Source organism: Amycolatopsis sp. NPDC102522, from assembly GCF_055584485.1.
Genome location: NZ_JBVJLY010000001.1, coordinates 1,008,666 through 1,034,558 on the forward strand (window position 1 = coordinate 1,008,666; position 25,893 = coordinate 1,034,558).

Here is a 25,893-nt window from a genome sequence, read left to right on the forward strand (position 1 = left end):
AGGAAAGGACCTTTCATAGCGCGCGGGAACGGCTCAGCGAGGGGCCATACGCAGCGAGCCGTCCATCCGGACGACCTCGCCGTTCAGGTAGTCGTGGTCGATCAGCGACAGCGCGAGCTGCGCGTACTCGTCCGGCCGCGCGAGCCGCTTCGGGAACGGGACGCCTTCGGCCAGCGAAGCGCGGAACTCGTCGCTCACGGTCGCCAGCATCGGGGTGTCGACGATGCCCGGCGCGATGGTCAGCACCCGGATCCCGTGCGACGCCAGGTCGCGCGCGGCGGGCAGGGTCATCCCGACGATGCCGCCCTTGGACGACGAGTACGCCACCTGCCCGATCTGGCCGTCGAAGGCCGCGATCGACGCGGTGTTGATGATGACGCCGCGCGCGTTGTCGGCCAGCGGTTCCGTCTTCGCGATGGCCTCGGAGGCCAGCGTCAGCACGTTGAACGAGCCGATCAGGTTGATCTGGACGACCTTCGCGTACAGCGCGAGGTCGTGCGTGCCCTTCTTCGAAAGGATCCGCGCGGACGGCCCGATCCCGGCGCAGTTCACCACGGTCCGCAGCGGCACCCCGGATTCGGCGGCGGTCGCGACGGCGGCCCGCACCTGCTCCGGATCGGTCACGTCGGCCTCGACGTAGGTGATGCCGTCGATCTGCTCGGCGTTGGCGATGGCACCGGCGAGGTCCAGCGCGAAGACTCGCGCGCCCTTCGCCGCGAGCGCCTTCGCGGTCGCGCCGCCGAGCCCGGACGCGCCGCCCGTGACGAGCGCCGCGGTATCGGTGATCTGCATGTTCTCCCTTTCGTCGACAACCGCGTCCAGGTTAACGCTCGTTCGCATCGAGGTAGCGCGTGTGTTGGCTCACGTCGGTGCGCAGCATGTCGTGAGGAGTATTCGGGCCTGAAGCATTCCGTTAGCTCGGAGGTCAACTCCGGCTGTCACCTTCAGCAGCATGAGCGCTGCTCGGATCGTGGTGGTGGGGACCGGTTACGTCGGATTGACCACGGGGGCCTGCCTGGCCGGCCTGGGGCATCGAGTCACTTGCGTCGATGTCGACAGGGCGAAGGTCGCAAGGCTCTCCGCCGGACGGGTGGACATCCTGGAGCCGGGATTGTCCGAGCTGGTGGCGAGGGGGCTGACCAGCGGGAGACTCAATTTCGTGGTGGGCGCGCGCGACGCCGTCCGTGACGCGGAGGCCGTTTTCCTCTGTGTGCCGACGCCGATGGGCGCGGGCGGCTCGGCGGACCTGCGGGCCGTCGAGGCCGTGACGAACGAGATCGGCGACGTCATCCCCGCGGGTTGTGCGCTGATCACCAAGTCGACCGTGCCGGTGGGCACGTCGAAGCGCATCCAGGCGATGCTCGGCCGCACGGACGTGCCTGTCGTGTCGAACCCGGAGTTCCTGCGTGAGGGCACCGCGGTCGAGGACTTCCTCGGCCCCGACAGGATCGTCGTCGGTTCGGACGACGTCGCCGCCGCCCGCTGGGTCGGCGACCTCTACGCCGATCTCGCCGCCCCGGTCGTCGTCGCCGACGCGGCCAGCGCGGAACTGGTGAAGTACGCGGCGAACTGCTTCCTCGCGATGAAGCTGTCCTACGTGAACTCGATCGCCGAACTGTGCGAACGCCTCGGCGCGGACATCGACCTGGTCACCGAAGGCATGGGCTACGACCGGCGCATCGGCCGCTCGTTCCTCAAACCCGGCCCCGGCTGGGGCGGCTCGTGCCTGCCGAAGGACACCAGCGCGCTGGTCCGGGTCGCGGAGTCGGTGCAGTACGACTTCACGCTGCTCACCTCGGCGATCGAGGAGAACATCGCGCAGCGGGACCGCATCGTCGCGAAGATCGCCGGCGCTGTCGGCGGCACGCTGGCCGGTTCGCGGATCGGCGTCCTCGGGCTGGCGTTCAAGGCCGGGACGAACGACCTGCGCGACTCGCCCGCCCTCGCGGTCGCCTCCGTGCTGGGCGCGCTCGGCGCGGAACTGACCGCCTACGACCCGGCCGTCGGCGGCCAACTCGCCGGGATGACCGTGGTCGACGACCCGTACCAGGTCGCGAAGGCGGCCGACGCCGTCGTCGTGCTGACGGAATGGGACGAGTTCAAGCGGCTCGACTGGACCTACATGGCCGAGCAGATGGACGGCGACTCGGTCGTCGACACCCGCAATCTCCTGGAGCCGCAACGGATCCTGGACGCCGGCCTGTCGTGGCAGGGCGTCGGGCGGCCGCGGGCGGCGCTGCGGCGGAAGGTCGCCGTCTCCTGACCCACCTGCCTCCCGCGGGTGTCATGAAAGGGTCGTTCAGGACGAAATTTGTCCTGAACGACCCTTTCATGACACCAGGGACACGAGCGCCAGCAGCCCGTCCACGACCTCCTCGGCCGTCGGAGCGTTCTCCGGGTCCAGCATGTGCTGCAGCATGATGCCCGAGTTCAGCGCCGTGGCCACCGCGCCGATCCGGCGCTCGTCGGACTCGGTGAGGTTGTCCTCGTCGATCCCGAGGACGCCCGCCGCCATGCCCCGGCGGCCCTCGCGCTGCGCCGCGGCAAGCTGTTTCCGCAGCTCAGGGTGATGTTCGGACTGCACGAACGCCTCGATCGAGGCAAGCCACAGCTGCCGGTTGCGCCCGTAGGAGTCGATCATCGCTCGCCACGAGGCCCGGTACTGCTCGGCCGCCGGAGCGTCGGGGTCGACGGCGCCGCGCATCTCCACCTGGATCTCTTTGCCCCAGTTGTCCATCGCCTGCGAGAACGCCGTCAGCAGCAGGGTTTCGCGCGAACCGAAGTGGTAGCCGATCGCCGCGTGGCTGACCCCGGCCGCCGTCGCGATGTCCCGCACCGTCGTACGTGACCAGCCTTTTTCCTTCAAGCACTGGATGGCACCCGCCATCAGGTCCTCGCGATTACCCATACCCGGGATCCTAGACCACGCGGTTTATCCATTTGGTTTGACCAAGCGGCTTGACCAAGCGTGCAAATCTGCCGTACGGTCCTTCTTGTCACCACGAAACCCCAGGGAGCAGCCATGACGACCACCGTTCTGATCTCCGGCGCCGGCATCGCGGGTCCGGCCCTCGCCTTCTGGCTGCGTGAGCGCGGCTTCGCGCCGACAGTCGTCGAGCGCGCCCCGGCCCTGCGCGAAGGCGGCAGCGCGGTCGACTTCCGCGGCGAGCAGATGACCCTGCTGAAGCGCATGGGGATCCTCGAAGACATCCGTGCGAAGGAAACCGCGATGGGTGCGCAGGTCATCGTCGATCCGCGGGGCAAGAAGGTCGCCGAGATGCCGTCGGTGTTCTTCAGCGGCGAGGTCGAGATCGAGCGCGGAGACCTGACTCGCATCCTCTACGAGCACACGAAGGACGACGTCGAGTACGTGTTCGGCGACTGGATCACCGGCCTGGACGAGCTCTCGGACGGCGTGGAGGTCAGCTTCGCCCAGGGCGAGTCGCGCGAGTTCGACCTGGTCGTCGGCGCGGACGGGCTGCACTCGGGCGTCCGGAGGCTGGCCTTCGGCGACGAAGAGCGGTTCCGCACCGACCTCGGCTTCCACACCGCGGGCTTCACCGTGCCCAATCACCTCGGCCTCGATCACCTGGGCCTGATCTGCAGCGTTCCCGGCCGGACCGTGATGGCCGCCAGCGGTCGCGATGGCTCGGCCCTCAACGTCAGCCTGGTCTTCACGTCGGAGTCCATCGAAGTGAATCGCCGCGACGTCGAGGCGCAGAAGAAGGCCCTCGTCGAGCGCTACGCCGACTTCGGCTGGGAAGTCCCGGCGCTACTGGAAGGCCTCGGCGACGCCGAGGCGCTGTACTTCGACTCGCTCAGCCAGATCCACCTCGACAAGTGGTCGCAGGGCCGGGTCGTGCTGCTCGGTGACGCGGCCTGGTGCGCCGGTCCGGGCGGTTCGGGCACCGGGCTCGCGATGATGGGCGCGTACATCCTGGCCGGGGAACTCGCCGCCGCGCGTGGCGATCACGAAGTCGCTTTCGCGCGCTACGAAGAGAAACTGCGCGGCCCGGTGAAGGTTTCACAGAAGCAGGCGGCCGGGATCGGCACGTTCCTCGCGCCGAAGACGCGGTTCATGGTCGGCTACCGGAACTTCCTCTACCGGGTGCTGGGCTCGAAGCCGATGACCAAGGTGTTCACCTGGATCACCTCGCGCGCGGCGAACGCGGCGACGCTCGAAAACTATGACGCTCCGGTCGCCGCTCAGCGCTAATTTCGGTGGGTGACCGAGATCGCTTATCGCCACCGGACCGCCGCGGTGTTGTGGACGCAGGCGTGGGACGAGGCCGGAAGACACGAGATCCTCGGCATCGCTGAAGCACCCGTCAGCTACGGATCGATCACCTTCGTCGACGAGCCAGGGCTGCTGGCCGTTCTGGGAGAGCTTCTTCCCGGGCACCGGTTGTACACGCGGGCTGAACTCGACGCACCGATCGACCTCTCGGCACCCCCTTGGGTGAACGATCGTGAAGCCAGATACTGGCGGCCCGGCAATCTCGGCGAAGCGCTCTTCAACTTCTGGGACTGAAAAAGTAGTTAGCAACGCGTAGTATCGGCCGAGTGTTCACGACCAGGCCGGAACTGGCCGGCACCCACGGCATGGTGGCATCGACGCACTGGCTGGCCTCGGCCACCGGCATGGCGGTGCTGGAAGACGGCGGCAACGCCTTCGACGCGGCGGTAGCGGCCGGGTTCGTCCTGCAGGTCGCCGAGCCGCATCTGTGCGGCCCGGCGGGGCAGGTGCCCGGCATCTTCGTCACCGCCACGGATCGGGTTCCGCGAGCCCTCGCGGGGCAGGGAGTCTCGCCCGCGGCGGCGACGCCCGAGTACTTCGCGGATCTCGGGCTCGATCTGATCCCCGGCAGCGGATTGCTCCCGGCGACCGTTCCTGGCGCGTGGGACGGCTGGCTGCTGCTTCTGCGGGATCACGGCACGAAGTCGTTGCGCGACGTGCTCGGCTACGCGATCTCCTACGCGCGCAACGGGATTCCGCTGGTCAGCCGGGTCGGTGACACGATCCGTGCGGTCCAGGATCTCTTCACCGAGCACTGGCCGACGTCGGCTGCGCTCTGGCTGCCGGACGGGAAACCCGCCGAGGGGCTGCACCGGAACCCGGCGCTCGCGGACACCTGGGCGCGGCTGGTCGCCGAGGCCGAGGCGGTCAGCGGTCGTGAGGCGCAGATCGACGCCGGACGCCGCGCCTGGTCGCAGGGTTTCGTCGCCGAAGCGATCGAAGCGTTCAGCCGCAAGGCTTTCCGCGACGACTCCGGTCGCGACCACGCCGGTCTCCTCACCGGCGAGGACATCGCGGGCTGGGAAGCGACCTACGAGGACGCGCTGCAGGTCGACTTCGGCGACTGGGGCCTGGTGAAGATGGGCGCCTGGACGCAAGGTCCGACGCTGCTTCAGCAGGCGCGGTTGCTGGACGGCCTGCGCGATGAACTGTCCTATGTGGACGGAATTCCGACGGAACGCACGGTGCACCTGGCCGTCGAGGCGGCGAAGCTGGCGTTCGCGGACCGCGAGGCCTGGTACGGGGACTCTCCCGACGTACCGATCGAGCTGCTGATCTCCCGCGAATACGCGGACACTCGACGGGCCTTGATCACCGACGAAGCGTCCGCCGAGCTGCGGCCGGGTGGTCCCTCTCCGCGGCTGCCCGCGATTCTCGAAAAGCTGCGCGGACTCGAATCCGGGTCCGGCGCGACGGGGGAGCCGACGGTCGGGCCGCTGGGCGAGACCCGGGGCGACACCGTGCACATCGACGTCGTCGACGCGGCCGGGAACATGATCTCGGTGACGCCGTCGGGTGGCTGGCTGCAGTCGAGCCCGACGATCCCGGAACTCGGTTTCTGTCTCGATTCTCGCGGGCAGATGTTCTGGCTGGAACAGGGCTTGCCGAATTCGCTGGCGCCGCGGAAGCGGCCGCGGATCACGCTTTCGCCGTCGATGGGTCTGCGCGACGGCGAGCCGGTGCTGGCCTTCGGGACTCCCGGCGGGGATCAGCAGGATCAGTGGCAGCTGTGTTTCTGGCTGGCGCACACGCTCGGCGGGCTGAACCTGCAGGAGTCGATCGACTCGCCCGCGTGGCACACGACCGCGTTCCCGAGCTCGTTCTATCCGCGTTCGTGGACGCCGCGGGAACTGGTCGTCGAGTCGCGGCTCGGTCAGTCCACAATGGACGCTCTCGTCGCGCGCGGGCACGACGTCGTCGATGCCGGACCTTGGTCGCTCGGGCGGCTTTCGGCCGTTTCGCGGTCCGGTGGCGTACTCCGCGCCGCCGCCAACGCGCGGGGAATGCAGGGCTACGCCGTCGGACGCTGACGCACTGCTGCCTGGCCTGTGCCGTGAAGGCCTCCTTCCCTACCTTCAAGGTAGTGAAGGAGGCCTTCACGGCCCTTCCCCTGGTTTGTCCACAATGACCCCCGTCTGTGGACAACTCACGTCAGCTCCCCTGCCGAACCCCCATCGGCGATAGACTGGCTTCGGGGTCGCCCCCCTGGGACGGGTGGGGGGTGGGGATAGTGACTCAAGAGCGCGGCTGTTCCCAAAGCCAGAATTCGATGCCCTGGTCGTCCACGCAGTCGGCGCTCAGGCCATAGGGCTGTTGCTCGGTTTCGCCGGTCTGTCCACCCTGGGCGCGCACGCGGTCGAGGGCGGCGGAGAGATCGTCGACGGCGTACATCACCTTCCAGCCCACCTGCCGCCCCGGGCCACCCCAGAGCCCGCCCTGCAGACCGGAACCTTCGACACCCCAACCGCCTTCGACCCGCCCCGGCGAGAACTGCCAGCCCAGAACGGCACCGTAGAACGCCTTCGCGCGCGCGTCGTCCGGGACCTGGAAGGTGAAGTAGCCCGCTTCGCCGTGCCGGACAGGCGTTGCTTCCGGAACAGCAGAAGGCGCCGCCTGCGCGACGAGCCACCGCTGGCCGTACGGGTCCTTGATCGCCCCACTCAGCCCATATCCCGTGTCCGAGACGGGACGTTCCAGTTCCCCGCCCAGTTCCACGGCCCGCCGCGCCGACGCGTGCGCGTCCGCGACCTCGATCCGGATCAGTGGCCCACCGGCCGGCGCCACGACGTTCCCGAGTTCCGGGAATTCCTCCGCGAGCATCAACACGCTGTCCCCGACGGCCAGTTCCGCGTGCCCGACCCGGCCGTCCTCCATCACGATCGGATCGGACCGCCGACGGGCCCCGAACACCTCGACATAGAAATCGAGCGCGGCGCGGGCGTCCGTCACCACGAGATACGGCGTCAAGGAACGTACTTCGGCGGCGAGTGGCATAGCGGAAACTCCGTTCAGGACGGCGCGACGCAGGTTGTCGCGCAGTTCGGCGGCGAAGAGCGGGTCAGGCTCGACAGGCTGCGAGGGCCCGCGAAGCGCGTCGAAGGGATCAGACATCGCGACCCTCCTTCTCCTGGTAAGCACGCCGGAACGCGGCACGGGCCCGCACGAGCAAAGCCTCCGTGGCGTGCACCGTGCGCTCGAGATGGGCGGCGACCTCCGGTACCGGGAGGCCATCGACGTAGCGAAGCGTCAACGCGGCCTGATGATGCGCCCCGAGCGAGGCGAGCACCTCGCGAGCCAGCAGGGCGTCCAGCCGCTCGTCCCACGGATCGGTGTACTCCTCCTCGTGGACGAGCCGCAGCCCGCGTTCCTCCCGCTCCCTGCGCCGCCAGTGATCGGCGAGCTTGTGCCGGGCGACGCCGATCAGCCACCCGGTACTCACCGGAGGGGCGAACTCCTTACGGCAGGCCCTCACCGCGCCGAGGAACGTCTCCGAAGTCAGTTCCTCAGCGAGAGTGCGATTCCCGCACCGGGACAGCAGGTACCCGTAGACCTCCGGCAACGCCGTCTCGTACAGCGACAACAGCGCGAAGGCCGGGTCCCGATGCACCCGTGGTTCCGTCACATCCCCATCGTCGCTCGGGGAGCCACAACTCCGACGGGGTGAAAACGAACTTTCTCAGACCCGCGGATCCGGCAGCCGCCGCGCCACCGTGATCACGCCGATCGTCAGCACCGCCTGGATCCCGATGACCAGCACGAACGCGCCCTTCATCCCGAGCGAACCCGCCCCGACGGACGCGAACAACGTCCCGAGCGTCGCCACTCCCAGCGCCATCGCGGCCTGCTGTGACGTCGTCAGCATCCCGCTGCCGACCCCGGCGATCTCCGGCGGCACCTTCGACAGCACGATCCGGAACACCGTCGTCATCGCGAGTCCCTGACCGAGACCGCACAGCAGCATCCCCGGCGCGAAGTCGAGCACCCCGATCTCCGGCCACTCCAGCAGCACGGTGCCGATCAGCACCAGCAGCCCCAGCAGCTGGATCGAGAGGCCGGCGGCCACCACCCGCTGCCCGAACCGCGTCACCAGACGGCTGCTGACCAGGCACATCGCGAAGAACGCGAGCGAAAGCGGCGCCGTCACCAGACCGGAGTCCAGCGGGCCCAGGTGCAGGCCGTCCTGCAACGTCACCGCGAACACGAACATGAACGCGCTGAACCCGACGAAGAACGGCACCCCGACCAGCAGTCCCTGCCGCACACTCGGCATCCGCATCACCGACGGCGGCAGCAGCGGAACCCCGCCCAGGCGTTCCATCCGCCGTTCGACGTGGACGAACCCGGCCGCGGCGAACGGGAACACCACGAGCAACGCGACCGTCCACAGTGGCCAGCCCAGCACGGGTCCTTCCGCCAGCGGGAGCAGTAACGACACCAGGGCGATCGCCAGGAACATCGTGCCGGGACGGTCGATGCCGATCGGGTTCCGCGAGCGGCTCTCCGGGATCAGCTTCCGGGCGACCACCAGGCCCACGATCCCGACGGGAACGTTGATCAGGAAGATCGGCCGCCAGCCCGTACCCCAGAGATCGGCGGCTACCAGTGCGCCGCCGAGAAACTGGCCGAGCACCATCGAAAGCCCGGCTGTCGCGCCGTAGAACCCCAGCGCCTTGGCCCTGCGTTCACCGGTCGTGGTCGCCTGGATGATCGACAGCACCTGCGGCAGCATCAGCGCGGCCGCCGCTCCCTGCGCGGCCCTCGCCAGCACCAGCGTCAACGCCGTCGGCGCGATCCCGCAGAGCAGGGAAGTGACGGTGAACGAGGCCAGCCCGATCAGGAACAGCTTGCGGCGGCCGAAGGCGTCGCCGAGCCGCCCGCCGACGACGAGCAGTACGGCGTAGGCGATCCCGTAGGCCGCGACCACCAGTTCCAAGGTGGCCGACGAGGTCCGAAGGTCGGAACTGATCGCGGGCAAGGCGATGTTGACGATGAAGAAATCGATAAGGGGGAGTGCCGTCCCCAGCAGCACGGTGAACAGGCCCGCCGAGGTCAGGGCCGGTCCGGCGGCGACGCGGGCAGGCGTCGCCGGAACTTGCGTCGAAGTCATGGATACCACGATCAACCGATTTCCACCCTGGTACCAGGAGTGTGTTTATCCTGGTACCGCCAGTACCTGGTAACCGGCTTCGAGCTTTGCGAACCTGATGAGGTGACCATGACCGTCGATTCGCGAGTGGCCGACGTGCGACGGCACGAACTGGCCGCCTTCCTGCGCAGCCGCCGTGAACGCATCACCCCGGACCAGGTCGGCCTGCCGATCAGCGGCCGGCGCCGCACCCCCGGCCTGCGCCGCGAGGAGGTCGCGCAGCTGGCCGGGGTCGGGGTCACCTGGTACACGTGGCTCGAACAGGGCCGCGACATCAACGCGTCCGAGCAGGTGCTGGAGGCCATCTCCCGGACCCTGCGGCTCGACCCGCACGAGCACACGCACCTGTTCACCCTCGCCGGTGCGCCCGAGCCGCCGCTGGAGAAGGACTGCAAGCTCCTCAGCGACAACGTCCACCGGATGATGGCGAAACTGGAGCCGTTCCCGGTCTGCGTGCGCAACGCGCGCTGCGACATTCTCGCCTACAACCGGGCTTACGACTGGCTGATGGGCGGCCTCGACGCGATCCCGTTCGAGGACCGCAACACCATGATCCAGTGCCTGACCAACCCCGAGTGGCGGCGGAGGCTCCCGGACTGGGAGCTCAACCTGCCCCGCGTGGTCGCCGGCTTCCGCGCGGCCATGGCCGAACACCTCGCCGAACCGGCGTGGAAGAACCTGGTCAAGCGGCTGCGGCAGGAATCCGACGTCTTCGAGCGGATGTGGAAGGAACACGACGTCTCCACCGAACGGATCGTGCTCAAGCGGTACCTGCACCCGGACGTCGGCCTGCTGCGATTCGAGTTCTCGTACCTGTACCTCGGGCGGCGTTCCGAGATCTCCCTGGCGACGCTGACCCCGGCGGACGAGGAAACCGCGGCGAAACTGCCCAGCTCCTTCTGACGGGGGAGTCGGACCAGGCTCGCGAGGGAGTCTTTCCGCCGCGTGAACGCCGACGCTGGGAGCATGACCGCAGCACTGGCCACTCCCAAGATCTCCAGCTCCCGGCTGATCGTCTGTTACGCCGCGATACTGGGCACGCTCCCGTACCTGACCCTCAAGGCCTCCTGGGTCACGGGTGGCGACCTCGGCCTCCGTGATCCGTCCTTTGTGGACTCCAAGCTGATGCTCTTCGCGAACCTGCTCACCGGCGGGATGGACGTCGTCGCGGTGGTGCTCGCGCTGGCGTTCACCTACTCCTGGGGCCGCCGGATCCCCGCGCCGCTCGTGCTCTTCCCGATCTGGATCGGCACCGGACTGCTCGCGCCGATCGTGCTGAACCTCCCGGTGATCGTCGCCGACCTGGCGAAACCGCAGCTGGCCGAGATGCCGCTGGAGAACTGGGTCTGGGCCGTCGTCTACGGCGGCTTCGCCTGGCAGGGTGTTCTGCTGCTGACCGCTTTCGTGCTCTACGCCCGCGACCGCTGGTGGTTCGTCGTCACCGGCACCGTGCGGCCGGGGACGCTCGGCGTCGCGGGCAAGCTCGGCATCGCCGCCGCGCTCGTTTCCGCGATCGGCCACTCGATCTGGGCCTTCGGCTCCGGCGGCATGTCCGCCCGCGGCCAAGACGTCGTGATCGCCCTGCTCAGCGTCCTCGCCGCGCTCGCGCTGGCCACTGTGTCACGGGGGAGGTTCTGGCCGCGGCTGGTGCTGGTGTGGACCGGCGCCGGGGCGATGGCGGGCTCGGGAGCTTGGGCCCTGTTCAGCGCGTTCACCATGGGATACGCCGATCGTGCCCCGGTGCTGGCCGTGCAGGTGATCGGCGGGGTCCTGATGATGACGTCGATCCTGCGGCGGCTACCGCACGCGGCGTAGCCGGGAAGCCGCTTTTCAACGGACGCGGGACGCCTCCACCCCGGGTAGCTTTCGTCCTGTGCTGCTGAAAGAACGGTATCCGTGGAGCCCCTGGGCGGGCCGCGTGCTGCGCGTGGTGCTGCCGCTGGGGTTCGTCCTCGGGACCACGAGCAGCGCTTCCCGCTGGCAGCCGGACGTGCCGCCGCTGACCGCGTTCGGCGCCCTCTGGCTGGTCGCCACCGCGCTGCCGCTGCTGGTGGTCCACCGGTTCCCGATGCCGATCTTCCTGCTCACCTCCGCGCTGACGGTGGGCTACTACGCGTCCGGCAACCCGGGCGGGCCGGCGATCGTGCTGCCGACCATCGCGTTGTTCATGCTCACCAAGATCCGCGGGCCGATCGTCGCGAGCATCACCGGCGGAGCGCTGCTCCTGGCCGCCGGCATCGTGCTGTTCGTCCGGCACGGGTTCGGCACCTTCGACGTCCGCGCGGGGCTGGGTGTCGTCTGGGTGATCGCGGTCGTCGGGATCGGGACGGCGGTGCGCAACGGGATGGCCGCCGCGCGGGCCCGCCGCGAACAGGCCGACGAGCACCGCCACCGGATGGCCGAACAGGAGCGGCTCACCATCGCCCGCGAGGTCCACGACGTCGTCGCGCACAGTCTCGCGATGATCAACGTCCAGGCCGGCGTCGCCGCGCACGTCGCGGACAGGCGTCCGGAGCAGGCGAAAGAGGCGTTGCTGAACATCAAGGAGGCGAGCGCTTCGGCGCTGAAGGACCTTCGCGCGACGTTGGCCGTGTTGCGTTCCGGGGAGGACAAGGCGCCCGCGCCGAGCCTCGCCCAGGCCGAAGAGCTGTTCGAGCACGCGCGGGCCGCGGGGCTGGAGGTCCGCGTGGATGGCGAACCGGGGGAGCTGCCCGCCCCGGTTGACGGCGCCGCGTACCGGATCCTCCAGGAATCGCTGACGAACGTGGTCCGCCACGCGAACCAGGCACGCGGCGTCGACGTCAGGTTCGAGCGGAAAACCGGTGCGCTGACCCTGCTCGTCCGCGACGATGGCCGTGGCGCCGTCGAGCCCGCGCCCGGCCACGGGCTGCGCGGGATGTCCGAACGGGCCGCCGCACTGGGTGGCGCACTCACGACATCCGTGGTGGACGGCGGATTCCAGGTCCGCGTGGACTTGCCGATCAAGGGGGAACTGTGACGATCCGGGTGGTTCTCGCCGACGACCAGGCGCTCGTGCGCGCCGGGTTCCGGGTGTTGCTGGAGACCGAGGACGGCTTCGAGGTCTGCGCCGAGGCGGGCGACGGTGACCAGGCCGTCGCGGCCGCCGCCGAGCACAAGCCGGACATCGTCGTGATGGACATCCGGATGCCCGGGGTCGACGGGCTCGAAGCGACGCGGCGGATCACCGCGAACCCGGAGCTGGCCGGGGTGAAGGTCCTCGTCCTGACCACCTTCGACGTCGACGAGTACGTCTACGAGGCGTTGCGGGCAGGCGCGAGCGGATTCCTGCTGAAGGACACCGAGCCGGTGGAACTGCTGCGGGCGCTGAAGGTGGTCGCCGCGGGCGAGGCGCTGCTGGCCCCGACCGTGACCCGGCGGCTGATCGCGGAATTCGTCGACAGGCCGGAGAACCGTCGCATCGACGTCAGTGCCGTCCGCGAGATCACTGACCGCGAACGCGAGGTCCTCGGCCTGGTCGCCGGCGGGATGTCGAACGACGAGATCGCCGCGCATCTGGTGATCTCGACGGCCACCGCGCGGACCCACGTCAGCCGCATCATGACCAAGATCGGGGCGCGTGACCGGGCGCAGCTGGTGGTGCTGGCCTACGAATCCGGCCTGGTCAGCCCTCGCCGGGGTTGACCGGCCCCTTTACCGCGCGAATCGGCCGTGAGGTTCCCCCAAAAAGCTGAGATTTCCGAAAAAACCTTGCTGGTCACGGGGAGTCGTCAAGCCTGACACAACGTTGACGCTCCGTTAAACCGGAGAAGTGCACGTGCAGATGCACGTCCCGGGTGGGGGTGAACGGAAGCTCGGCAGGGCTGCCGCCGCCGTCTCATCTTCGTCTCCACCAGGAGTCCGGCCGAGTGACCGCCGGATTCCTGGAGACGATTCGAAATCATACGTGCGTACTGCTAACTCTGATTTCCTGACGAGTCCAGGAGCGTCGCGTCGAATCTCGTCTCGCCTTCGTGCACGGTGCGTGATTATCCGCGCGGCGACCGCGCGGAATAGTCGTCACTTTCCGTCGCGAAATGGATGCCCGGACAGGGGTGGTGAAGGCCGAGTTGCTTTCTCGCAATGTCACTGAGCACTAGTCTTCGGCTGAACGGCGAGTGGTGGCGTCACCTACCTGACGTGATTCTCACCCGGCCGGGCAAGAATCGGCGCGCTTTTCTTCTCTCACTGGGAGTCACTATTGACGGCAAAGACATCTGATCCTCTTCTGGTGATCACCGCGGGCGTCGTCGTTCTCGCCTACATCTTTTTCGCCGCGATCCTCACCCGGCTCATGCTCGCCGGAAAGGTCGCCCAGCCGGCGAAGGTCATCGGGTCGGTCGCGGCGCTCGTGGCCGGGCTCCCGGCTATCCTCTACGCGTTCGCGGAGGTGGTCGGCTGATGGGCGGGGACTTCCTGGCCGCGGTCACCGAACGGCAGCGCCAGCGGCTGCTCGACCTGGGCAAACACGTGGACCACGCGGCGGGCACGACGCTGCTCAACCAGGGCGACCCGTCGCCACCGGTGCTGATCCTGCGGTCCGGCTTCGTGAAGGCGCAGCGCGCGGCCCAGGGCGGCACACCGCCGACGATCGTGGACCTGTTCGGCGCCGGTGACCTCCTCGGCGTCGAAGACTGCCTGGCCAGACGGTCGAGTCACCTCTCGTACCTCGCCACGAAACCGGTTCGCGCGCTGGAGATCCCGCAGAACGCCTTCCGCGGTTTCCTCGACGACGACAAGCAGGCGATGGCCCTGATCGCCGTGGACCTGGCCATCCGGGTACGGCTGCGGAACGTCGCGCTGGGTTTCGCGACGGCCAAGGTCCGGAGCAGGCTGACCGCGTACCTGACCAGGTTGCAGGCGCTCTACGGGATTCCCGGGGACGGCGGCGTAGTCATCGACGTAGGGCTGAACCACACGGACATCGCCTCGGCGATCGGCGCCTCGGCCGCGTCGGTCAACGCGGAGATGGCGAAACTGAAGAACGAGGGCTATTTGACCACCGGCTACAAGACGATTCACGTGAAGAAGCGTTTGCGCGAGGATGGCCCTCCGCTTTCCCCGGCGCCGGCGGCCCGGCCGCGGCGGATTCCGCAGATGCGGATCGGACGGCGCATAGCGATGGGATGAACGGGACTTTCATCGCAAAATTTGCCATGAAAGTCCCGTTCATCTCATTCACTGCGTCGCGGGGTGCGCGAAACGGGGTCAGCCGCGCTTCAACTGAAGCGCGAGCCGTATGACGAACACGACGGCCAGCGCGGCGACCAGGACGATTTCCCAGGCCATGCTGTTCCTCCTCGTCCGGCATCGGGACGTTCCGATGCTCTGCTCCTAAGGCGCATCACCGGGGGAGGTCGTTCACCGACACGGCCCAACTCACACTTTCGGACTAACGCCACGCCCACTCCCCGTGCGATGAAAGGCCCGTTGCTTGCAAAATTTGCAAGCAACGGGCCTTTCATCGCACGCGTGGTGAGCTACAGAGCGCTGCCGACCGCCGCCCACACCCGATGCGGGTCGAGGTCCATCGGCCGCGAGTCCGGATCCGGCCGCAGCCGCCGCAGCAACACCTGCTGCACCAGCGTCGTCGGCCGATCCGCCGAGGCCACCCGCAGCCAGAACAGGTGATCCTCCAGGCCCTCGAACAGCACCTCGGAGTTCCACCCGCCGAACTCGTCGACCAGCGACCGCCGCACCAGATAGCCGCTGCCCAGGTACGGCAGCGTCCGCAGGCGCCGCTCCTCCGGCGGCAGCGCGCCGACCAGGCCGTCCACCGGATCCGCGACAGGGCAATGCACGACGTCGGCGCCTTCCGAAGCGGCCAGCAGGCGCTCCAGCAGGAACTCCGAAGCGCGCATCCCGCCGTCGAGCACCAGCAGCCAAGGCGCCGTCGAGCGCTCCAGCAGCGAGTTCCGGGTGAGCCCGCGGCCGAGCGGGGTGTCGTGCAGCAGGACGTCGTACGGCCGCGGACGCGGCCACGGGTGCACGCCGTCCTCGCCGACGAGCACCTTCCGCGGTGTCACACTGCCGGTGAGCAGGTCGTTCGCGAGATCGTCCGGGTCGACCTCGCCGGTCCGGCGCACGATCAGCACGTCGACGTCGGCAGAGCCCACCGGCGAAGCCGCCGCCGGCTCCCAGTGCCGCGTGGCGACCCGCCGCGCACCGGCCGCGCGTTGCGCGATCCGCGCCGACAACGCCGTCCCGCGTGCCGAAGCCGGGCCGCCCGCGGACCTGTCGCCCGCGAACCGCGCGTCGAACGACGGGGTGTCGACGGCCAGCGCGTTCTCGGGGTTGCGCAGGCTCGTCGCCAGCGCCCGCGCCGGGGCTATGTCCGCCGCCGGTGCCGAACCCAGCGAAGCCGCGAGGTCGATCAGCCGCCGCGCGGACGCCGTCATGTCCAGCGACTTCACGAAACCGTAGGCGGCCGAACGCAGGTGCCGTTCGCGTTCGGGCTCGTCGGCCAGCGCGGCGACGACCGAACCCAGCGCCTCCGGCCGCGCGAGGACCAGATGCTCGCCGGGGACCAGCGGTTCGACGTCGATGGACGTCTCGCTGACCACCACACAGCCGTTGGTCATCGCTTCGAGCGTGCGCACCCACTCCAGGGTCTGCTTCCGCTCGCGGTGCAGGTTCAGCAGGAACCGCGACCGCGCGAGGTGCTCGAACTTCGCCTTGCCCGGCAGGAAGTCGGCGCGGGCGGCGGTCATCGGCTCGTGCGGCGGGGTCAGCAGCCGCGTCCGCAGCCCGGCGAGGTCCCGCGCGTACGAACCGAGCAGCACCGAACGCCGCCGCTCGGCCGTGCCGAGATAGGTGACGTCGAGGTCGCGCGGACTGTCGAGGTCGCCGCCCCACAGGTCCCACAGCGGGCTGTAGCCGAGCTGGAACTGCTCGACGGCGATCCCGCGGCGCCGCAGTTCGGCGGTCGAATCGGCGTTGAGGTCGACGGCGCCGCCCAGGATGGAGAGCAGTTCGGCGTTGCGTTCGAAGGTCGCCGTCCCGGGATGCTCCACACAGAACCCGATGGTGCGGCGGCACTGTTCGGCGGTCGGGAAGTCACCGTCCGGGGCGGTCACGAAGTATTCGTGGGGGACGACGACGTACACCGTGTCGCGTCCGGCGTCCGGGTACTTGCCGATCGCGGTCCTCGCCTTGCCGCCCGCCGTGCGCACGGCGTCGGCGACCACCTCCAGGAGCTCCTCCATGAAGGCGGAACCGCCCTCGGCGGAGACGAAGCAGAGTTCGGTCACGGCCGGTCCATCTTCTTCCGCACGACCCGCAGCGGCGCGGTGACCCGCCAGCTGACGGTGCGGCGCGTGGCGTCGAGTTCCCTGGCCATCTCGGCGGCGAGACGTTCGGCGTTGAGCAGGCGCTGCCGGTCGGCCGACGGTTCGCCGCCGGGCAGGACGTCCGCGTCGACGACACCCGCCGACACCACGAGTTCGGCGTCGAGCAGCGCGAGCCGCAGCTTGTCCCGCTCCTCGCGGCAGGTCTTCAGCTCCGCGCGCAGCGAGTCACGCTGCTGGTGGGCGAGCAGGACCTCGGCCTCCAGCGCCTGCAGACGCGCCTTCGCGACATCGAGTTCTTCCTGCTGCGAAGCGAGCTTCTGGTTCACGGCGGCGGACTCGCCTTCGTTCGGCGCGGCCGCGGTGGCCTCGCGCAGTTCGTGCTCGGTGTCGGCCAGCTTGGCCTTCAGCCGGTCCTGTTCGGCGGTGAAAACCTGCTGCTCGGCCCGGAGCCGGGTCAGCTCGGCCTGGACACGGCCGGGAATGTCGGTGTCAGACATGAACGCCCCCACTCAGTTCGGTCAGGATTTCGGAGTACTCACGCGCGTAGCCCGCCGGGTCGAGCCACGGCAGCAGCTTCTCGTGCGCGGCCTTCGCCATCTCACGGCGGCGCGTGGCCGACGTGCCCAGCGCGCGCAGCAACGCCGCCGTCAGCGCGTCGACGTCGTTGGTCTCGAACAGCCAGCCCGTCTCGCCGTCGACGATCATCTCCCGCGCGCCGAACACGTCTGTCGCCGCGACGGGGACACCGCAGCAGACGGCTTCGAGGATCGACCGCGGCAGCGACTCGATGTCGGAGCTGTTCACGAAGATGTCCGCGGCCTGCAGCCAGCGCAGCGGATCCGGCTGGATCGGCACCAGGCTGACCGACTCCTCCAGCCCGGCGCGCTCGACGGACTCCTCCATCGCCAGCCCATACGGCGACGGGTGCAGGCCGACGACGGACAGTTTCGCCTCGGGGTGGATCTTGTGGATCCGCTCCATCGCCGAGATCAGCGGCGCCTGCCCCTTGCGGGCTTCCGCGATGCCGATGTTGACCAGCACGATGTCGTCCGGCGAGTAGCCGAGCATGTTCCGCGCCTGCCGCCGGGTCTCCGACCGCGTCCGGCCGCCGAACTTGTGCATCGGCGTGCCGTAGCGGACCGTCCGGCAGCGCTCCGGCTTGCTGTACGGGAGGAACATCTCGCGCGTCGCGTCCGCGACGAACAGCAGCCTGTCGACCTCGCCGAGCGTGCTCTCCCAGCGCTTCCACACCGCGGCGGGCGGTTTCACCGGGCCCCAGTTCTGATAGGCGAACGCGGGCAGCGAGAAGCTCTCGTGGATGACCCACGCCGTCGGCATCCCGGCCCGCTTCGCCGCGTCTGCGCCGACGAAGCCGCCGAGAGTGTTGACGAGCGCGACGCCCGCTCCGGAGCACTTCGCGAAGCGCGCCAGCTCGGCGACGTGTCCCTCATAAGCGGGCACCGTCTGGTTCCGGTAGTGCGTCGTGACGTGCACGGGGATGCCGAGTTCGTGGCAGTCCGCGCGCAGCGGGCCGTCGGTTTCGCTGACCAGGCTGACCTGCCAGCCGTGGTCGGTCACCATCCGGCTCAGCAGTTCCTGCAGCCACAGCTGCCCGCCGCCGACACCGAGGCTGTGCGTGAACACCAGCACGTGCTTCGGATCGGTCGGGATGTCGACGCGTGCCATCGCGCGGGCGGTGTCACCGGCCAGCTCGTCGGCGAGTTCGGCGTCGTCCAGGTCCGCGACAGGGTTGCGAAGCGTGAAGGTGCGCTTCGCCGACACGACCTCGCCGACGCCTTCGGTGCGGTACCGGACGCGAAGCGACAGCGTCCGCTCTTCGCCGTACGGGAGGTCGACAGGCACCCAGGCCTCGAAGCCGCTCACCGCGGCGTCGTCGAATCCGGGGAACTCCTTGGGCACGTCCTTACGAGGCAGGCGGGTGCGTGCGCTGACCGTGCCGCCGCCCTCGACCATGACCTCGATCAGGCTCGGCGCGCGGCCCTGAAGCATCGCCCAACCCGTCACATAGACGACGTGCCCTTCGGAGACCTTGCCCTGCTTCGGCGCTTCGAGTTCGCCCAGCCACAGCGGTTCTTCACCCGGAAGTGTTCCGACGTGGACGGTCGCCTGGTTCAGCACGCGCTCGTCCGGGCCCGTGACGACGATGTCCTGAATGCCCGCGGGAACCCAGGTGGCCGGGACCGCACGCCAGCCGAAGGTGCCTTCGGGAGCGCCCGGGCACGGCTCGGGGAACAGGTTCGCCTCGACGTCCGCGACGGTCACGGACATCTCGCCGATCCGGCTGATCCCGGTCGTCCAGCCCCGGAGCTCGAACAGGTGCCCGACCGGCCGGTCCGGGGTCAGGATGCCGGCGGTATGCAGGCTCGTCATCGCTTCGCTACCTCGTCTTCGTTCGCCGCCACACCGGCGCCGGCCTTCGTTGAACGGTACTCGTGGACGGTTCTCGCCAGGCGTTTTCGCCAGATTTCGGCGATCGACCCGTGTACCTCGTCCGTGCCGTGCTCGGTGCCGCACGAACCGATCGTCGAGAAGGCGACTTCACGCTCCAGCGCACTGTCCACAAAGGAGGGATGGAGGCCGATCAGCACGCCGAGCCAGCCCGCCAGGTCGCGCATCGAGCCGCCGTCCGCCGCCGCGGGCCAGCCCGCGTCGGCGAGTTTGTCGGCCAGTACGAGCACCCCGCGCTCGACCACTTCGGACACTCCGGCGCCCGCGTTCCGCCACTCCAGGTCGATCGGGCGCAGCGTCGCGCCGTCGACGAGGACGTTGTGCGGCACCAGATCCCACAGCGCCTCGACCCCGCGCGCGGCCTCCTCGTGGACGAGATCCCGCCATCCGGTGAGCAGTTCCGCGACCCGCTCCGGCTCGTCGAGCAGCACTTCGACCATCGTCGGGGCGTCGTACACCTTGTCCGCGCACGGTCCGACCGAGATCCCGGCGACCGGCGGCGACGGGACCAGCGGCACGCGGCGGACCTCGGCGCCCTCCCCAGTGCGGACGACGTCGGCGCGCGTACAGGCGAAAGCGGCGCGCTCGGCGGTGTTGAAGTAGGTCGCGAGCCGGTACGGGGGCCAGAGCGCGGCGGCGCCGGGACCGCAGAGCAGGGCGAGGCCGTTCGCGGGGCCGCCGGCGATCGCGGCGGACAGCCGGGGCAGTTCCGTGTCGATCTGCGCGCCGCGCACCGCGCGGGCGACCTCGTGACCGGGGGAACAGAGCAGCTCACGCTGGACTTCCAGACCCGCCGCCTCGAGCGTCCCGGCGACACCGCGCGAAGCCGTCAGCACCACGACGGCACCCGTCGGCGACAGCCGCTCGCGAACCCAGTCCAGCAGGTTCCGCGTCGCGTACGGCTGCTGGACGACGACGAGGTCGTAGGTCTCGACGACCAGCTTGTCGTGCACCGTCACGGTGCCGAGGTCGCGGGTGCGGAACCGCACCGCGGCGGCGCGGACCGGATCGGCCTCGACGGCGTGCACCGTCGCCGCGACCTCGCCCAGGTACCGCGTCAGCCCGCCGAAACCGGCACCGACCTCCAGGACCCGAGGCTCCTTCGGCAGCACAAGCGCCCGGAGGACGTTCGCGGCGCCGTGGTCGAGCGGATCACGCTCGGTGGCGTCCCGGCCGGCGAAGTGCAGTTCGTCGGACAACGAACCGGTGTCCTCGGCCAGGGAGAGCAGGGTCGTGAGCAGCCGGGCGTTCGCGGCGGTCATCGATCAGCTGGTGACGGCGTAGTTTTCCAGCGTCTTCTTCACCGCACGCTGGTACGTGCCGCTCAACGCCTTCTCGCCGTCTTCCCCGCCGAGCGGGTTCTGCAGGATGTCGACCCGGACGATGTTGTTGCCGTTGATCCAGGTGCCGCGGTAGCTGCCCTTGTCGCCGTCGATCTTCTTCTGGAAGTTCAGCTTCGGCGGCATACCCGGCAGCGGCTCGGTGATCTGCACGAAGCCGTTGCTCGTCTGGTACTGGCGCAGCTGCTTGATCAGGTCACCGGCGGCGCCGGGGCTGGTCAGCGGGATGACCGTGACCGAGATCTTCGCCGGCTGCGGCCCGGTCTCGTCCGGCTGCTTCTGCGAGCCCCGGTACGCGACCTGCTTGACACCGGCGGCGATGACCAGGTCCGCCTCGGCCTTCTCCATGCCGGTGATCGCGGCGAGCTGGGCCGCGGGGATCGCGCCGCTCTTCGAGTCCTCGTCGCCGGACTGCTCCGGGATCTTCTCGAACAGCAGTTCTTCGGGCGTCTTCGGCTTGGCTGACGACGTCGGGGGAGCCTGCGACTGGGTCGGCTGCGGCGAGGCCGTCGGGTCCGGCGGGGTGTCACCGCCACCGGAGAAGGCGAAGTAACCGCCGACGCCGAGACCGGCGAGGACCAGGACGGCCACGATCGCGATGACGGCGATCTTGCCGCCCTTGCCCTTGGGCTTGTCTTCGAACAGCTCAGGGCCCTGCTTGACCCACTCCGTGCTGCCGACCGGCGAGATCGGCGGGAACTCCGAACCACCCCACGGCGGGCTGGCGTCGGTGTCGGTCCAGCCCTGCTGCTGCGGCTGTTGCTGCTGGTAACCCTGCTGCTGTTGCTGCTGCGGGAAGCCGCCCGCGGGCGAGGCATGGCCCTGCTGGGGGAAACCACCGGCCGGGGACGCCTGGCCCTGCTGCGGGAAACCGCCCGGCGGCGACGCCACCGGCGGCACGACCTGGGTCCGGTTCGGATCGGCCTGCTGTTGCTGCCAGTTCGGGACGACCTGGGTGCGCTCACCCTCACCGTTCTGCGGCGGCTGGTTCACCGGCGCGATGATCTGGGTCGAGTCGGCGCTGCCGGACTGGCCGGGCTGCTGCGGCGCCTGCTGTTGCGGCGCCTGCGGCGGCGGAGGGGGCTGCTGCTGGAAGGGCTGCTGCGGCTGCTGGCCGGGCTGCTGGAACTGCTGCTGGGCCGGGTCCCCGTAGGCGACCGCCGATGACAACACCTGGTCACGGCGGAGCCGGTAATCGTCCGCGGAGAGCCGCCCAGATGCGAGCTCTTCGTCCAGATTGCGCAGCTCTTCCTGCCAGGACACCACCGGCCCCCTTATCCGATTTCCGGCGGGAGAACGCTCCCGGCCGTCGCGATACCACCACTGCGGTGACCTCGCACATTCTGCACTGCCCGGACTCGAAGCGCCCTCGCGGGTCGAATCGTGATCTCCCCGCGACCTGGGTCTCTCAGCTCGCCGGGAGAACAGTGTCCAAGGAGGTCAGCGTCTGCCCCAGCCGGGTGTCGAGCGCCTGCGCGTCGCCGCCGAGCGGCTGCGAGACCCAGGTCGTCACCGCCATCGTCCCGGAGACGTAACCGAAGCCACTGAGCTGGCCGTTCTGGTTCGCGCCGACGAGGGCGAGCCGGTCGCCGACGCGCTGCTCGCGCAGTCCGGCGTTGATCGAGTTCTCCCGGAAGTACTTGACGATCGCTGTCGCGTCCTTCGCGTCGTTCGCCGGGATCACCAGGACGAGGTACCCGTTCGTGCCCTCGTTCGAACCCTTGTAGGTGATCGACGCGACGTTCTTCGACGCGAGGTAGTCGGCCGCGGCCTTCGAGTAGAAGTTGAGCTCGACACCCTTCGTGACCGACATCGTCGAATTGTCCTTCGACGGTGTCCCGGGCAGCGCGGGCAGCCGGTCTTCCAACGGCGTCTGGCCACTGTTGGGCTGGCCGGATGGCGCGAGACCGTCCGGCGGCAGGGCCACACTCGCCGAGGGCGGCCGGTCCGCGACGTTCGAGGACGGCGACGAGCCCAGCCAGAGCGTCCCGCCGATGATCAGCGCCAGCACGACCAGCACACCGGCGGCGATGAACAGCCAGGTCGGCTTGCGTTTGCCGACGACCGCGTAGTCCTCGGCGGGAGCCTGGTGGCGCGGGCCGGGTTCGGGGGTCAGTGGCGGAAGCGGCCGGTTCAGCTCGCGGGTCGACGGCCTGTCCCGGACCGGCGGCGGCTCGGCACGCAGGTAGACCGTCGGATTGATGTCGGCGGGCGAAGGCGCGGTGGTCTTGTGGTCCGCGATGTGGGGGATGGCGCTTTTCTTCGCTTCGCGCGGCTTGGGCTGCTCGACGGTCGCCGGCGGGGGCGGGTAGACCGGCTGAGTTTGTCGGTACGACTGGGTTTGCCGGTACGGCTGGGTCGGCTGTTGGTAGGGCTGGGGCTGCTGGACCGTGACTGTCGGCTGCTCGACCGGCCGCGCGGCGGGATTGGCGCTGTGCCACTCCCCGCCCGGGCGCCGCAGCGGTGAGGGGACCGGCGACGGCATCGTCCCGCCGGAGGCCTCCGCCAGGAGCTCGTCGCGCTTCCGGCGGTGTTCGGCGTGCCCGATGCGACCCGCGGCCAGCTCGACGTCCAGCTGTCGAAGCTCGTCCTGCCAGCTCATTTAGCCCCCTGCCGCCGGGTGTGGGCAGCCAGTGTTGCATGCACCCTTATGGGTGGTTGATGTGGTCTTTCCACATTCTTGCGTCCACTCACGGCCTGGTCCAGCACTGATCTCGCCGCTTTTCGGCAACGGCGATGACGTCGAACTCGACCAGCTGTCCCCGGCGCCGGGATTGTCGTAGGTTCGCGACTGGCTGGAGGATTCGTCCACGGCGCACTTCGCGACAGTGGCCTTCTACGTGGATCTGCTCGCTGAGCAGGGGCCGTTGTCGGGTGAGCCGTACACGCGACAACTCGAGGGCGAGTTGCGGGAATTGCGGTTCCATCTGGACGGTGAAGCCGTGCGGATCACCCATTGGATCGCGTCCGACGGGCGCGGAAGGCGATGTGGCGATGTGTCGCTCGAAGACATACGACAGATGAGCACGGCGGGGAGTGAGAACGATGGCCGAGCCCGGCGCCTCTGACGCCTATGAGGCGGCAAAGCTGGCCTACGACCTGGGCAAGACGGTGCGGGAAATGCGAGAGGCGCGCGGCTGGTCCCAGACGAAGCTCGCCACCGAGGCGGGGATGACGCAGTCCGCCGTCGCGCGGTTCGAGGCGGGAGGGACAGTCCCGACCATTCCGGTGCTGGAGCGGCTGGCTCACGCCCTCGAAGCCGTCCTCGACGTTCGCATCACCCCGCGCCTGTCCACGGTGTGATGCTCTTTCGGCTGGTCAGGCGTGGCGGGCCGGTTCCGCCGGTACGGTGACGGACGTGGGAATCACCGGGTGACGGAAATCGACTCGTGTCGCGGCGCGCTGCGCGAGCTGGCCATCGGCAGGCTCGCCGGACGTGACGTCCGCACGTCCCACCTGGTCGAAGCCGCTCTGGACGCGATCGTCGCCGGACTCGACACCCCTTCCCTCGCCCTGCTCGCCGGGCTCGAGTCCGCCGCCGAAGACGCCGTCGACAAGGCGTTCGGCCAGGTCGTCGACGAGCTCGGGCTCGAATTGCCCGCCGATCCGACGGCCGCCCGCTGGCTGCTGATCCACGGCTGGCTCACCGCGATGGTCGAAGGCCGCCTCTCGCCCGCGGCCGGCGGCGCGCTGGTCAGCGAGGTCGGCGAGCTGCTCGGGTCGCCCCAGGCGTTGCGGGGGATCACGCGCTGGTCGGCGATGCTCGACAGCTGGATCCCGACCGACCTCACCCCGAGGGACGTCTGCGAAGTACCGATCCTCGAGGAATCGGCCGAGCTGCTCGAAAGACCTTGGCCTCCTCGTCCGCGTCACCCGTAAGGCGCCGGTTTCTGTCGTACATGTGTTCTAAAATGGACGTTGTCCAGCAGGAACAGCGGCGAAAGGCAGACACGGATGGCCTACATCACCCTGCCCACGTTCGTGGGGTACAGCACGAGCTCGGGTCCCTCGCGTTCCTCGTTCGTCCGGCGTTGGCGGCGCCAGTACGAGGATCCGGCCAGGGGCGGGTTCAACTTCTACCTCCGCGCCGCGAACGCGATCCGGGCAGGCCGGATCTCCGGGCAGGATCGCGAGGTACTGCGGGCGCTGGTCGAGAACGCGGACGAGCGCACGCGGCCGCACTACACCGAGATCGCCAACGGCTGGCTGCGCTACGTGGGGCGGCGTGACCTGCGGCTGGCCGAGGTCGGCCGGTCGCGATGGCGGCTCGGCTCGCTCGAAGTGGGGATCAGCCCGCACCTCGGCCTGCGCAAGGGCGACGGCCCCGTCCACGCGACCTGGCTCTATTTCAAGGAGGAACCGCTGAGCCGGGACGCGGCGCAGATGGTGCTGTGGCTGCTCGAACAGACCATGGACGACCTGCGGCCGGGTGGGCGCCCGCTGGTGATCGACGTCCGGCGGTCGAAGGAGTTCGCACTGTCACCGCGCGACCGCGACAAGGTGAAGCCGTGGGTCCGGAGTGAGGCGTCGGCCTTCATGAGCCTTTGGGAGGCTGCCGCATGATCGAACGACGGCGAGCCCGCGTTCCGCGGGCTCGCCGTTCACGCACCGTCATTCTCACGGTTCCGGCGGCGGCGCAAGACACCTGATCAGGTGACAGTTTCACGGAGTATGCCCACGAGCTGGACAAAGTCAGGCCCTGAACACGAAGCTTTCCCAGTCTTAATCGGCCGAACCACCGAGGGTCGCTCGTGAACAACGCTTGGGAAGCCATCTCCAGGGTCGCAGATGAGCCCGCTTGGTACTGGGTCTACGACAAGCTCGCGTTCTGGCCGAGCACGTATGCGCACGCCTGGCCCGGTTTTCGTGAACCCGCGCCGTCCATCGCGTGGGATCTCGCGCCCGGAGGACTCGACCGCGCGTCGGCCGAATTCCGGCTCGGCCCGTACGCCGTCGAGCAGAACGACGTCGCCCGTGTCGCGCTCTCGGCGCTGAAGGAGTGCGTCGCCGAGGACGAGTGGGTCTGGGTGCTGCACTGGCAGCATCAGTCGTATCGCTTCTACCCGCATCGGCACGCCGCGCTCGACCCGTGGCCGGTCCCGGTGTTCCCGCGCACGGACTACCACATGTTCCTGGCCAACGACTTCCGCTTCGGCACGCTCGGCCACCCCTGGGAGCGGACGCTGTGCGTCTACGGCGAGAAGCTGGCGCCGGCCTTCGAGAAGCACGGCGAACGGGTTTTCAAGAACGCGCTGCGCCGCGACGGGGCACCGGCCGCGATGGCGGGCTGACCGCCGTCCGGCGGGCCCACCTGGATCACGAAGCCCATCGAAC

General features: G+C 69.2%; 26 protein-coding genes. 15 read left to right on the top strand and 11 right to left on the bottom strand.

What is annotated here, in order from left to right; all coding sequences use genetic code 11:
• Nucleotides 1-33 precede the first annotated feature (33 nt).
• Entirely contained in the window at nucleotides 34-792 is a 759-nt protein-coding gene (locus tag ACZ6YV_RS04555; protein WP_378239162.1) for an SDR family NAD(P)-dependent oxidoreductase, read from the bottom strand.
• A 160-nt stretch (nucleotides 793-952) separates the two neighbouring features.
• Between ACZ6YV_RS04555 and ACZ6YV_RS04560 the strand changes: the two genes are divergently transcribed.
• Nucleotides 953-2,263, top strand: a complete 1,311-nt coding sequence (locus ACZ6YV_RS04560; RefSeq protein ID WP_465508284.1) for a UDP-glucose dehydrogenase family protein — start codon at nucleotides 953-955, stop codon at nucleotides 2,261-2,263.
• Between the two features lie 66 nt (nucleotides 2,264-2,329).
• On the opposite strand, the gene ACZ6YV_RS04565 is transcribed toward ACZ6YV_RS04560, so the two are convergent.
• Nucleotides 2,330-2,908 carry a TetR/AcrR family transcriptional regulator gene (locus tag ACZ6YV_RS04565; protein WP_465508285.1) on the bottom strand — a complete coding sequence of 193 codons (579 nt, stop codon included), beginning with the start codon at nucleotides 2,906-2,908 and terminating at the stop codon, nucleotides 2,330-2,332.
• Nucleotides 2,909-3,022: 114 nt separating this feature from the next.
• Between ACZ6YV_RS04565 and ACZ6YV_RS04570 the strand changes: the two genes are divergently transcribed.
• Genes ACZ6YV_RS04570 through ACZ6YV_RS04580 form a run of 3 tightly spaced genes read left to right on the top strand, consistent with a single transcriptional unit; the run spans nucleotide 3,023 to nucleotide 6,327 of the window.
• Nucleotides 3,023-4,216 (top strand): FAD-dependent monooxygenase, encoded by a 1,194-nt coding sequence (locus ACZ6YV_RS04570; RefSeq protein ID WP_465508286.1) that lies wholly within the window; start codon nucleotides 3,023-3,025, stop codon nucleotides 4,214-4,216.
• 9 nt (nucleotides 4,217-4,225) lie between these two features.
• Nucleotides 4,226-4,531, top strand: coding sequence for a hypothetical protein (locus ACZ6YV_RS04575; RefSeq protein ID WP_465508287.1), 306 nt, complete (start codon nucleotides 4,226-4,228; stop codon nucleotides 4,529-4,531).
• A 32-nt stretch (nucleotides 4,532-4,563) separates the two neighbouring features.
• Nucleotides 4,564-6,327, top strand: coding sequence for a gamma-glutamyltransferase family protein (locus tag ACZ6YV_RS04580; protein WP_465508288.1), 1,764 nt, complete (start codon nucleotides 4,564-4,566; stop codon nucleotides 6,325-6,327).
• Nucleotides 6,328-6,532: 205 nt separating this feature from the next.
• Here ACZ6YV_RS04580 and ACZ6YV_RS04585 read toward each other — a convergent pair whose 3' ends face one another.
• The 3 genes from ACZ6YV_RS04585 to ACZ6YV_RS04595 are packed head-to-tail and all read right to left on the bottom strand — an operon-like array spanning nucleotide 6,533 to nucleotide 9,404.
• Nucleotides 6,533-7,408 carry a VOC family protein gene (locus tag ACZ6YV_RS04585; RefSeq protein WP_465508289.1) on the bottom strand — a complete coding sequence of 292 codons (876 nt, stop codon included), beginning with the start codon at nucleotides 7,406-7,408 and terminating at the stop codon, nucleotides 6,533-6,535.
• On the bottom strand, nucleotides 7,401-7,919 hold the full coding sequence (locus ACZ6YV_RS04590; protein WP_465508290.1) for an RNA polymerase sigma factor: 519 nt from the start codon (nucleotides 7,917-7,919) through the stop codon (nucleotides 7,401-7,403). Before ACZ6YV_RS04590 ends, ACZ6YV_RS04585 begins: the two co-directional genes overlap by 8 nt.
• 54 nt (nucleotides 7,920-7,973) lie before the next feature.
• A complete protein-coding gene (locus ACZ6YV_RS04595; protein ID WP_465508291.1) occupies nucleotides 7,974-9,404 on the bottom strand; it encodes an MFS transporter in 1,431 nt (476 codons plus the stop codon).
• A gap of 108 nt (nucleotides 9,405-9,512) precedes the next feature.
• Here ACZ6YV_RS04595 and ACZ6YV_RS04600 point away from each other — a divergent pair, with 108 nt between their 5' ends.
• The 6 genes from ACZ6YV_RS04600 (at nucleotide 9,513) to ACZ6YV_RS04625 (ending at nucleotide 14,591) form a co-directional block, all read left to right on the top strand.
• Nucleotides 9,513-10,346, top strand: coding sequence for a helix-turn-helix transcriptional regulator (locus ACZ6YV_RS04600; RefSeq protein WP_465508292.1), 834 nt, complete (start codon nucleotides 9,513-9,515; stop codon nucleotides 10,344-10,346).
• A 63-nt stretch (nucleotides 10,347-10,409) separates the two neighbouring features.
• Entirely contained in the window at nucleotides 10,410-11,258 is an 849-nt protein-coding gene (locus tag ACZ6YV_RS04605; protein WP_465508293.1) for a hypothetical protein, read from the top strand.
• Nucleotides 11,259-11,316: 58 nt separating this feature from the next.
• Nucleotides 11,317-12,441, top strand: a complete 1,125-nt coding sequence (locus ACZ6YV_RS04610) for a sensor histidine kinase (protein ID WP_465508294.1) — start codon at nucleotides 11,317-11,319, stop codon at nucleotides 12,439-12,441.
• Nucleotides 12,438-13,106: a response regulator gene (locus tag ACZ6YV_RS04615; RefSeq protein WP_378241971.1), complete on the top strand. Its 669-nt coding sequence runs from the start codon at nucleotides 12,438-12,440 to the stop codon at nucleotides 13,104-13,106. Before ACZ6YV_RS04610 ends, ACZ6YV_RS04615 begins: the two co-directional genes overlap by 4 nt.
• 586 nt (nucleotides 13,107-13,692) lie before the next feature.
• Nucleotides 13,693-13,863: a hypothetical protein gene (locus ACZ6YV_RS04620; RefSeq protein WP_465508295.1), complete on the top strand. Its 171-nt coding sequence runs from the start codon at nucleotides 13,693-13,695 to the stop codon at nucleotides 13,861-13,863.
• Nucleotides 13,863-14,591, top strand: a complete 729-nt coding sequence (locus tag ACZ6YV_RS04625) for a Crp/Fnr family transcriptional regulator (protein WP_465508296.1) — start codon at nucleotides 13,863-13,865, stop codon at nucleotides 14,589-14,591. The genes ACZ6YV_RS04620 and ACZ6YV_RS04625 overlap by 1 nt, the downstream gene beginning before the upstream one ends.
• A gap of 350 nt (nucleotides 14,592-14,941) precedes the next feature.
• Here ACZ6YV_RS04625 and ACZ6YV_RS04630 read toward each other — a convergent pair whose 3' ends face one another.
• The 6 genes from ACZ6YV_RS04630 to ACZ6YV_RS04655 all read right to left on the bottom strand — a co-directional run bounded on the left by ACZ6YV_RS04630 (nucleotide 14,942) and on the right by ACZ6YV_RS04655 (nucleotide 23,161).
• Entirely contained in the window at nucleotides 14,942-16,711 is a 1,770-nt protein-coding gene (locus ACZ6YV_RS04630) for a glycosyltransferase family protein (protein WP_465508297.1), read from the bottom strand.
• Complete coding sequence (locus ACZ6YV_RS04635) at nucleotides 16,708-17,247, bottom strand: hypothetical protein (RefSeq protein ID WP_465508298.1); 540 nt, start codon at nucleotides 17,245-17,247, stop codon at nucleotides 16,708-16,710. The genes ACZ6YV_RS04630 and ACZ6YV_RS04635 overlap by 4 nt, the downstream gene beginning before the upstream one ends.
• Nucleotides 17,240-19,141: a glycosyltransferase family 4 protein gene (locus tag ACZ6YV_RS04640; protein ID WP_465508299.1), complete on the bottom strand. Its 1,902-nt coding sequence runs from the start codon at nucleotides 19,139-19,141 to the stop codon at nucleotides 17,240-17,242. The genes ACZ6YV_RS04635 and ACZ6YV_RS04640 overlap by 8 nt, the downstream gene beginning before the upstream one ends.
• The gene (locus ACZ6YV_RS04645) at nucleotides 19,138-20,481 is read right to left on the bottom strand and encodes a class I SAM-dependent methyltransferase (RefSeq protein ID WP_465508300.1); all 1,344 of its coding nucleotides are present in this window, start codon (nucleotides 20,479-20,481) and stop codon (nucleotides 19,138-19,140) included. Before ACZ6YV_RS04645 ends, ACZ6YV_RS04640 begins: the two co-directional genes overlap by 4 nt.
• Before the next feature lie 3 nt (nucleotides 20,482-20,484).
• Nucleotides 20,485-21,825 carry a flagellar basal body-associated FliL family protein gene (locus tag ACZ6YV_RS04650; protein WP_465508301.1) on the bottom strand — a complete coding sequence of 447 codons (1,341 nt, stop codon included), beginning with the start codon at nucleotides 21,823-21,825 and terminating at the stop codon, nucleotides 20,485-20,487.
• Between the two features lie 142 nt (nucleotides 21,826-21,967).
• Nucleotides 21,968-23,161 carry a hypothetical protein gene (locus tag ACZ6YV_RS04655; protein WP_465508302.1) on the bottom strand — a complete coding sequence of 398 codons (1,194 nt, stop codon included), beginning with the start codon at nucleotides 23,159-23,161 and terminating at the stop codon, nucleotides 21,968-21,970.
• A gap of 238 nt (nucleotides 23,162-23,399) precedes the next feature.
• Between ACZ6YV_RS04655 and ACZ6YV_RS04660 the strand changes: the two genes are divergently transcribed.
• The 5 genes from ACZ6YV_RS04660 (at nucleotide 23,400) to ACZ6YV_RS04680 (ending at nucleotide 25,850) form a co-directional block, all read left to right on the top strand.
• Entirely contained in the window at nucleotides 23,400-23,627 is a 228-nt protein-coding gene (locus ACZ6YV_RS04660) for a type II toxin-antitoxin system RelE/ParE family toxin (RefSeq protein WP_465508539.1), read from the top strand.
• The gene (locus ACZ6YV_RS04665; protein WP_465508303.1) at nucleotides 23,605-23,862 is read left to right on the top strand and encodes a helix-turn-helix domain-containing protein; all 258 of its coding nucleotides are present in this window, start codon (nucleotides 23,605-23,607) and stop codon (nucleotides 23,860-23,862) included. The genes ACZ6YV_RS04660 and ACZ6YV_RS04665 overlap by 23 nt, the downstream gene beginning before the upstream one ends.
• A gap of 69 nt (nucleotides 23,863-23,931) precedes the next feature.
• The gene (locus ACZ6YV_RS04670) at nucleotides 23,932-24,438 is read left to right on the top strand and encodes a hypothetical protein (protein ID WP_465508304.1); all 507 of its coding nucleotides are present in this window, start codon (nucleotides 23,932-23,934) and stop codon (nucleotides 24,436-24,438) included.
• Nucleotides 24,439-24,513: 75 nt separating this feature from the next.
• A complete protein-coding gene (locus ACZ6YV_RS04675) occupies nucleotides 24,514-25,122 on the top strand; it encodes a hypothetical protein (RefSeq protein WP_465508305.1) in 609 nt (202 codons plus the stop codon).
• Between the two features lie 188 nt (nucleotides 25,123-25,310).
• Nucleotides 25,311-25,850, top strand: a complete 540-nt coding sequence (locus ACZ6YV_RS04680; protein WP_378241983.1) for a DUF2716 domain-containing protein — start codon at nucleotides 25,311-25,313, stop codon at nucleotides 25,848-25,850.
• The last annotated feature ends 43 nt before the right edge of the window (nucleotides 25,851-25,893 follow it).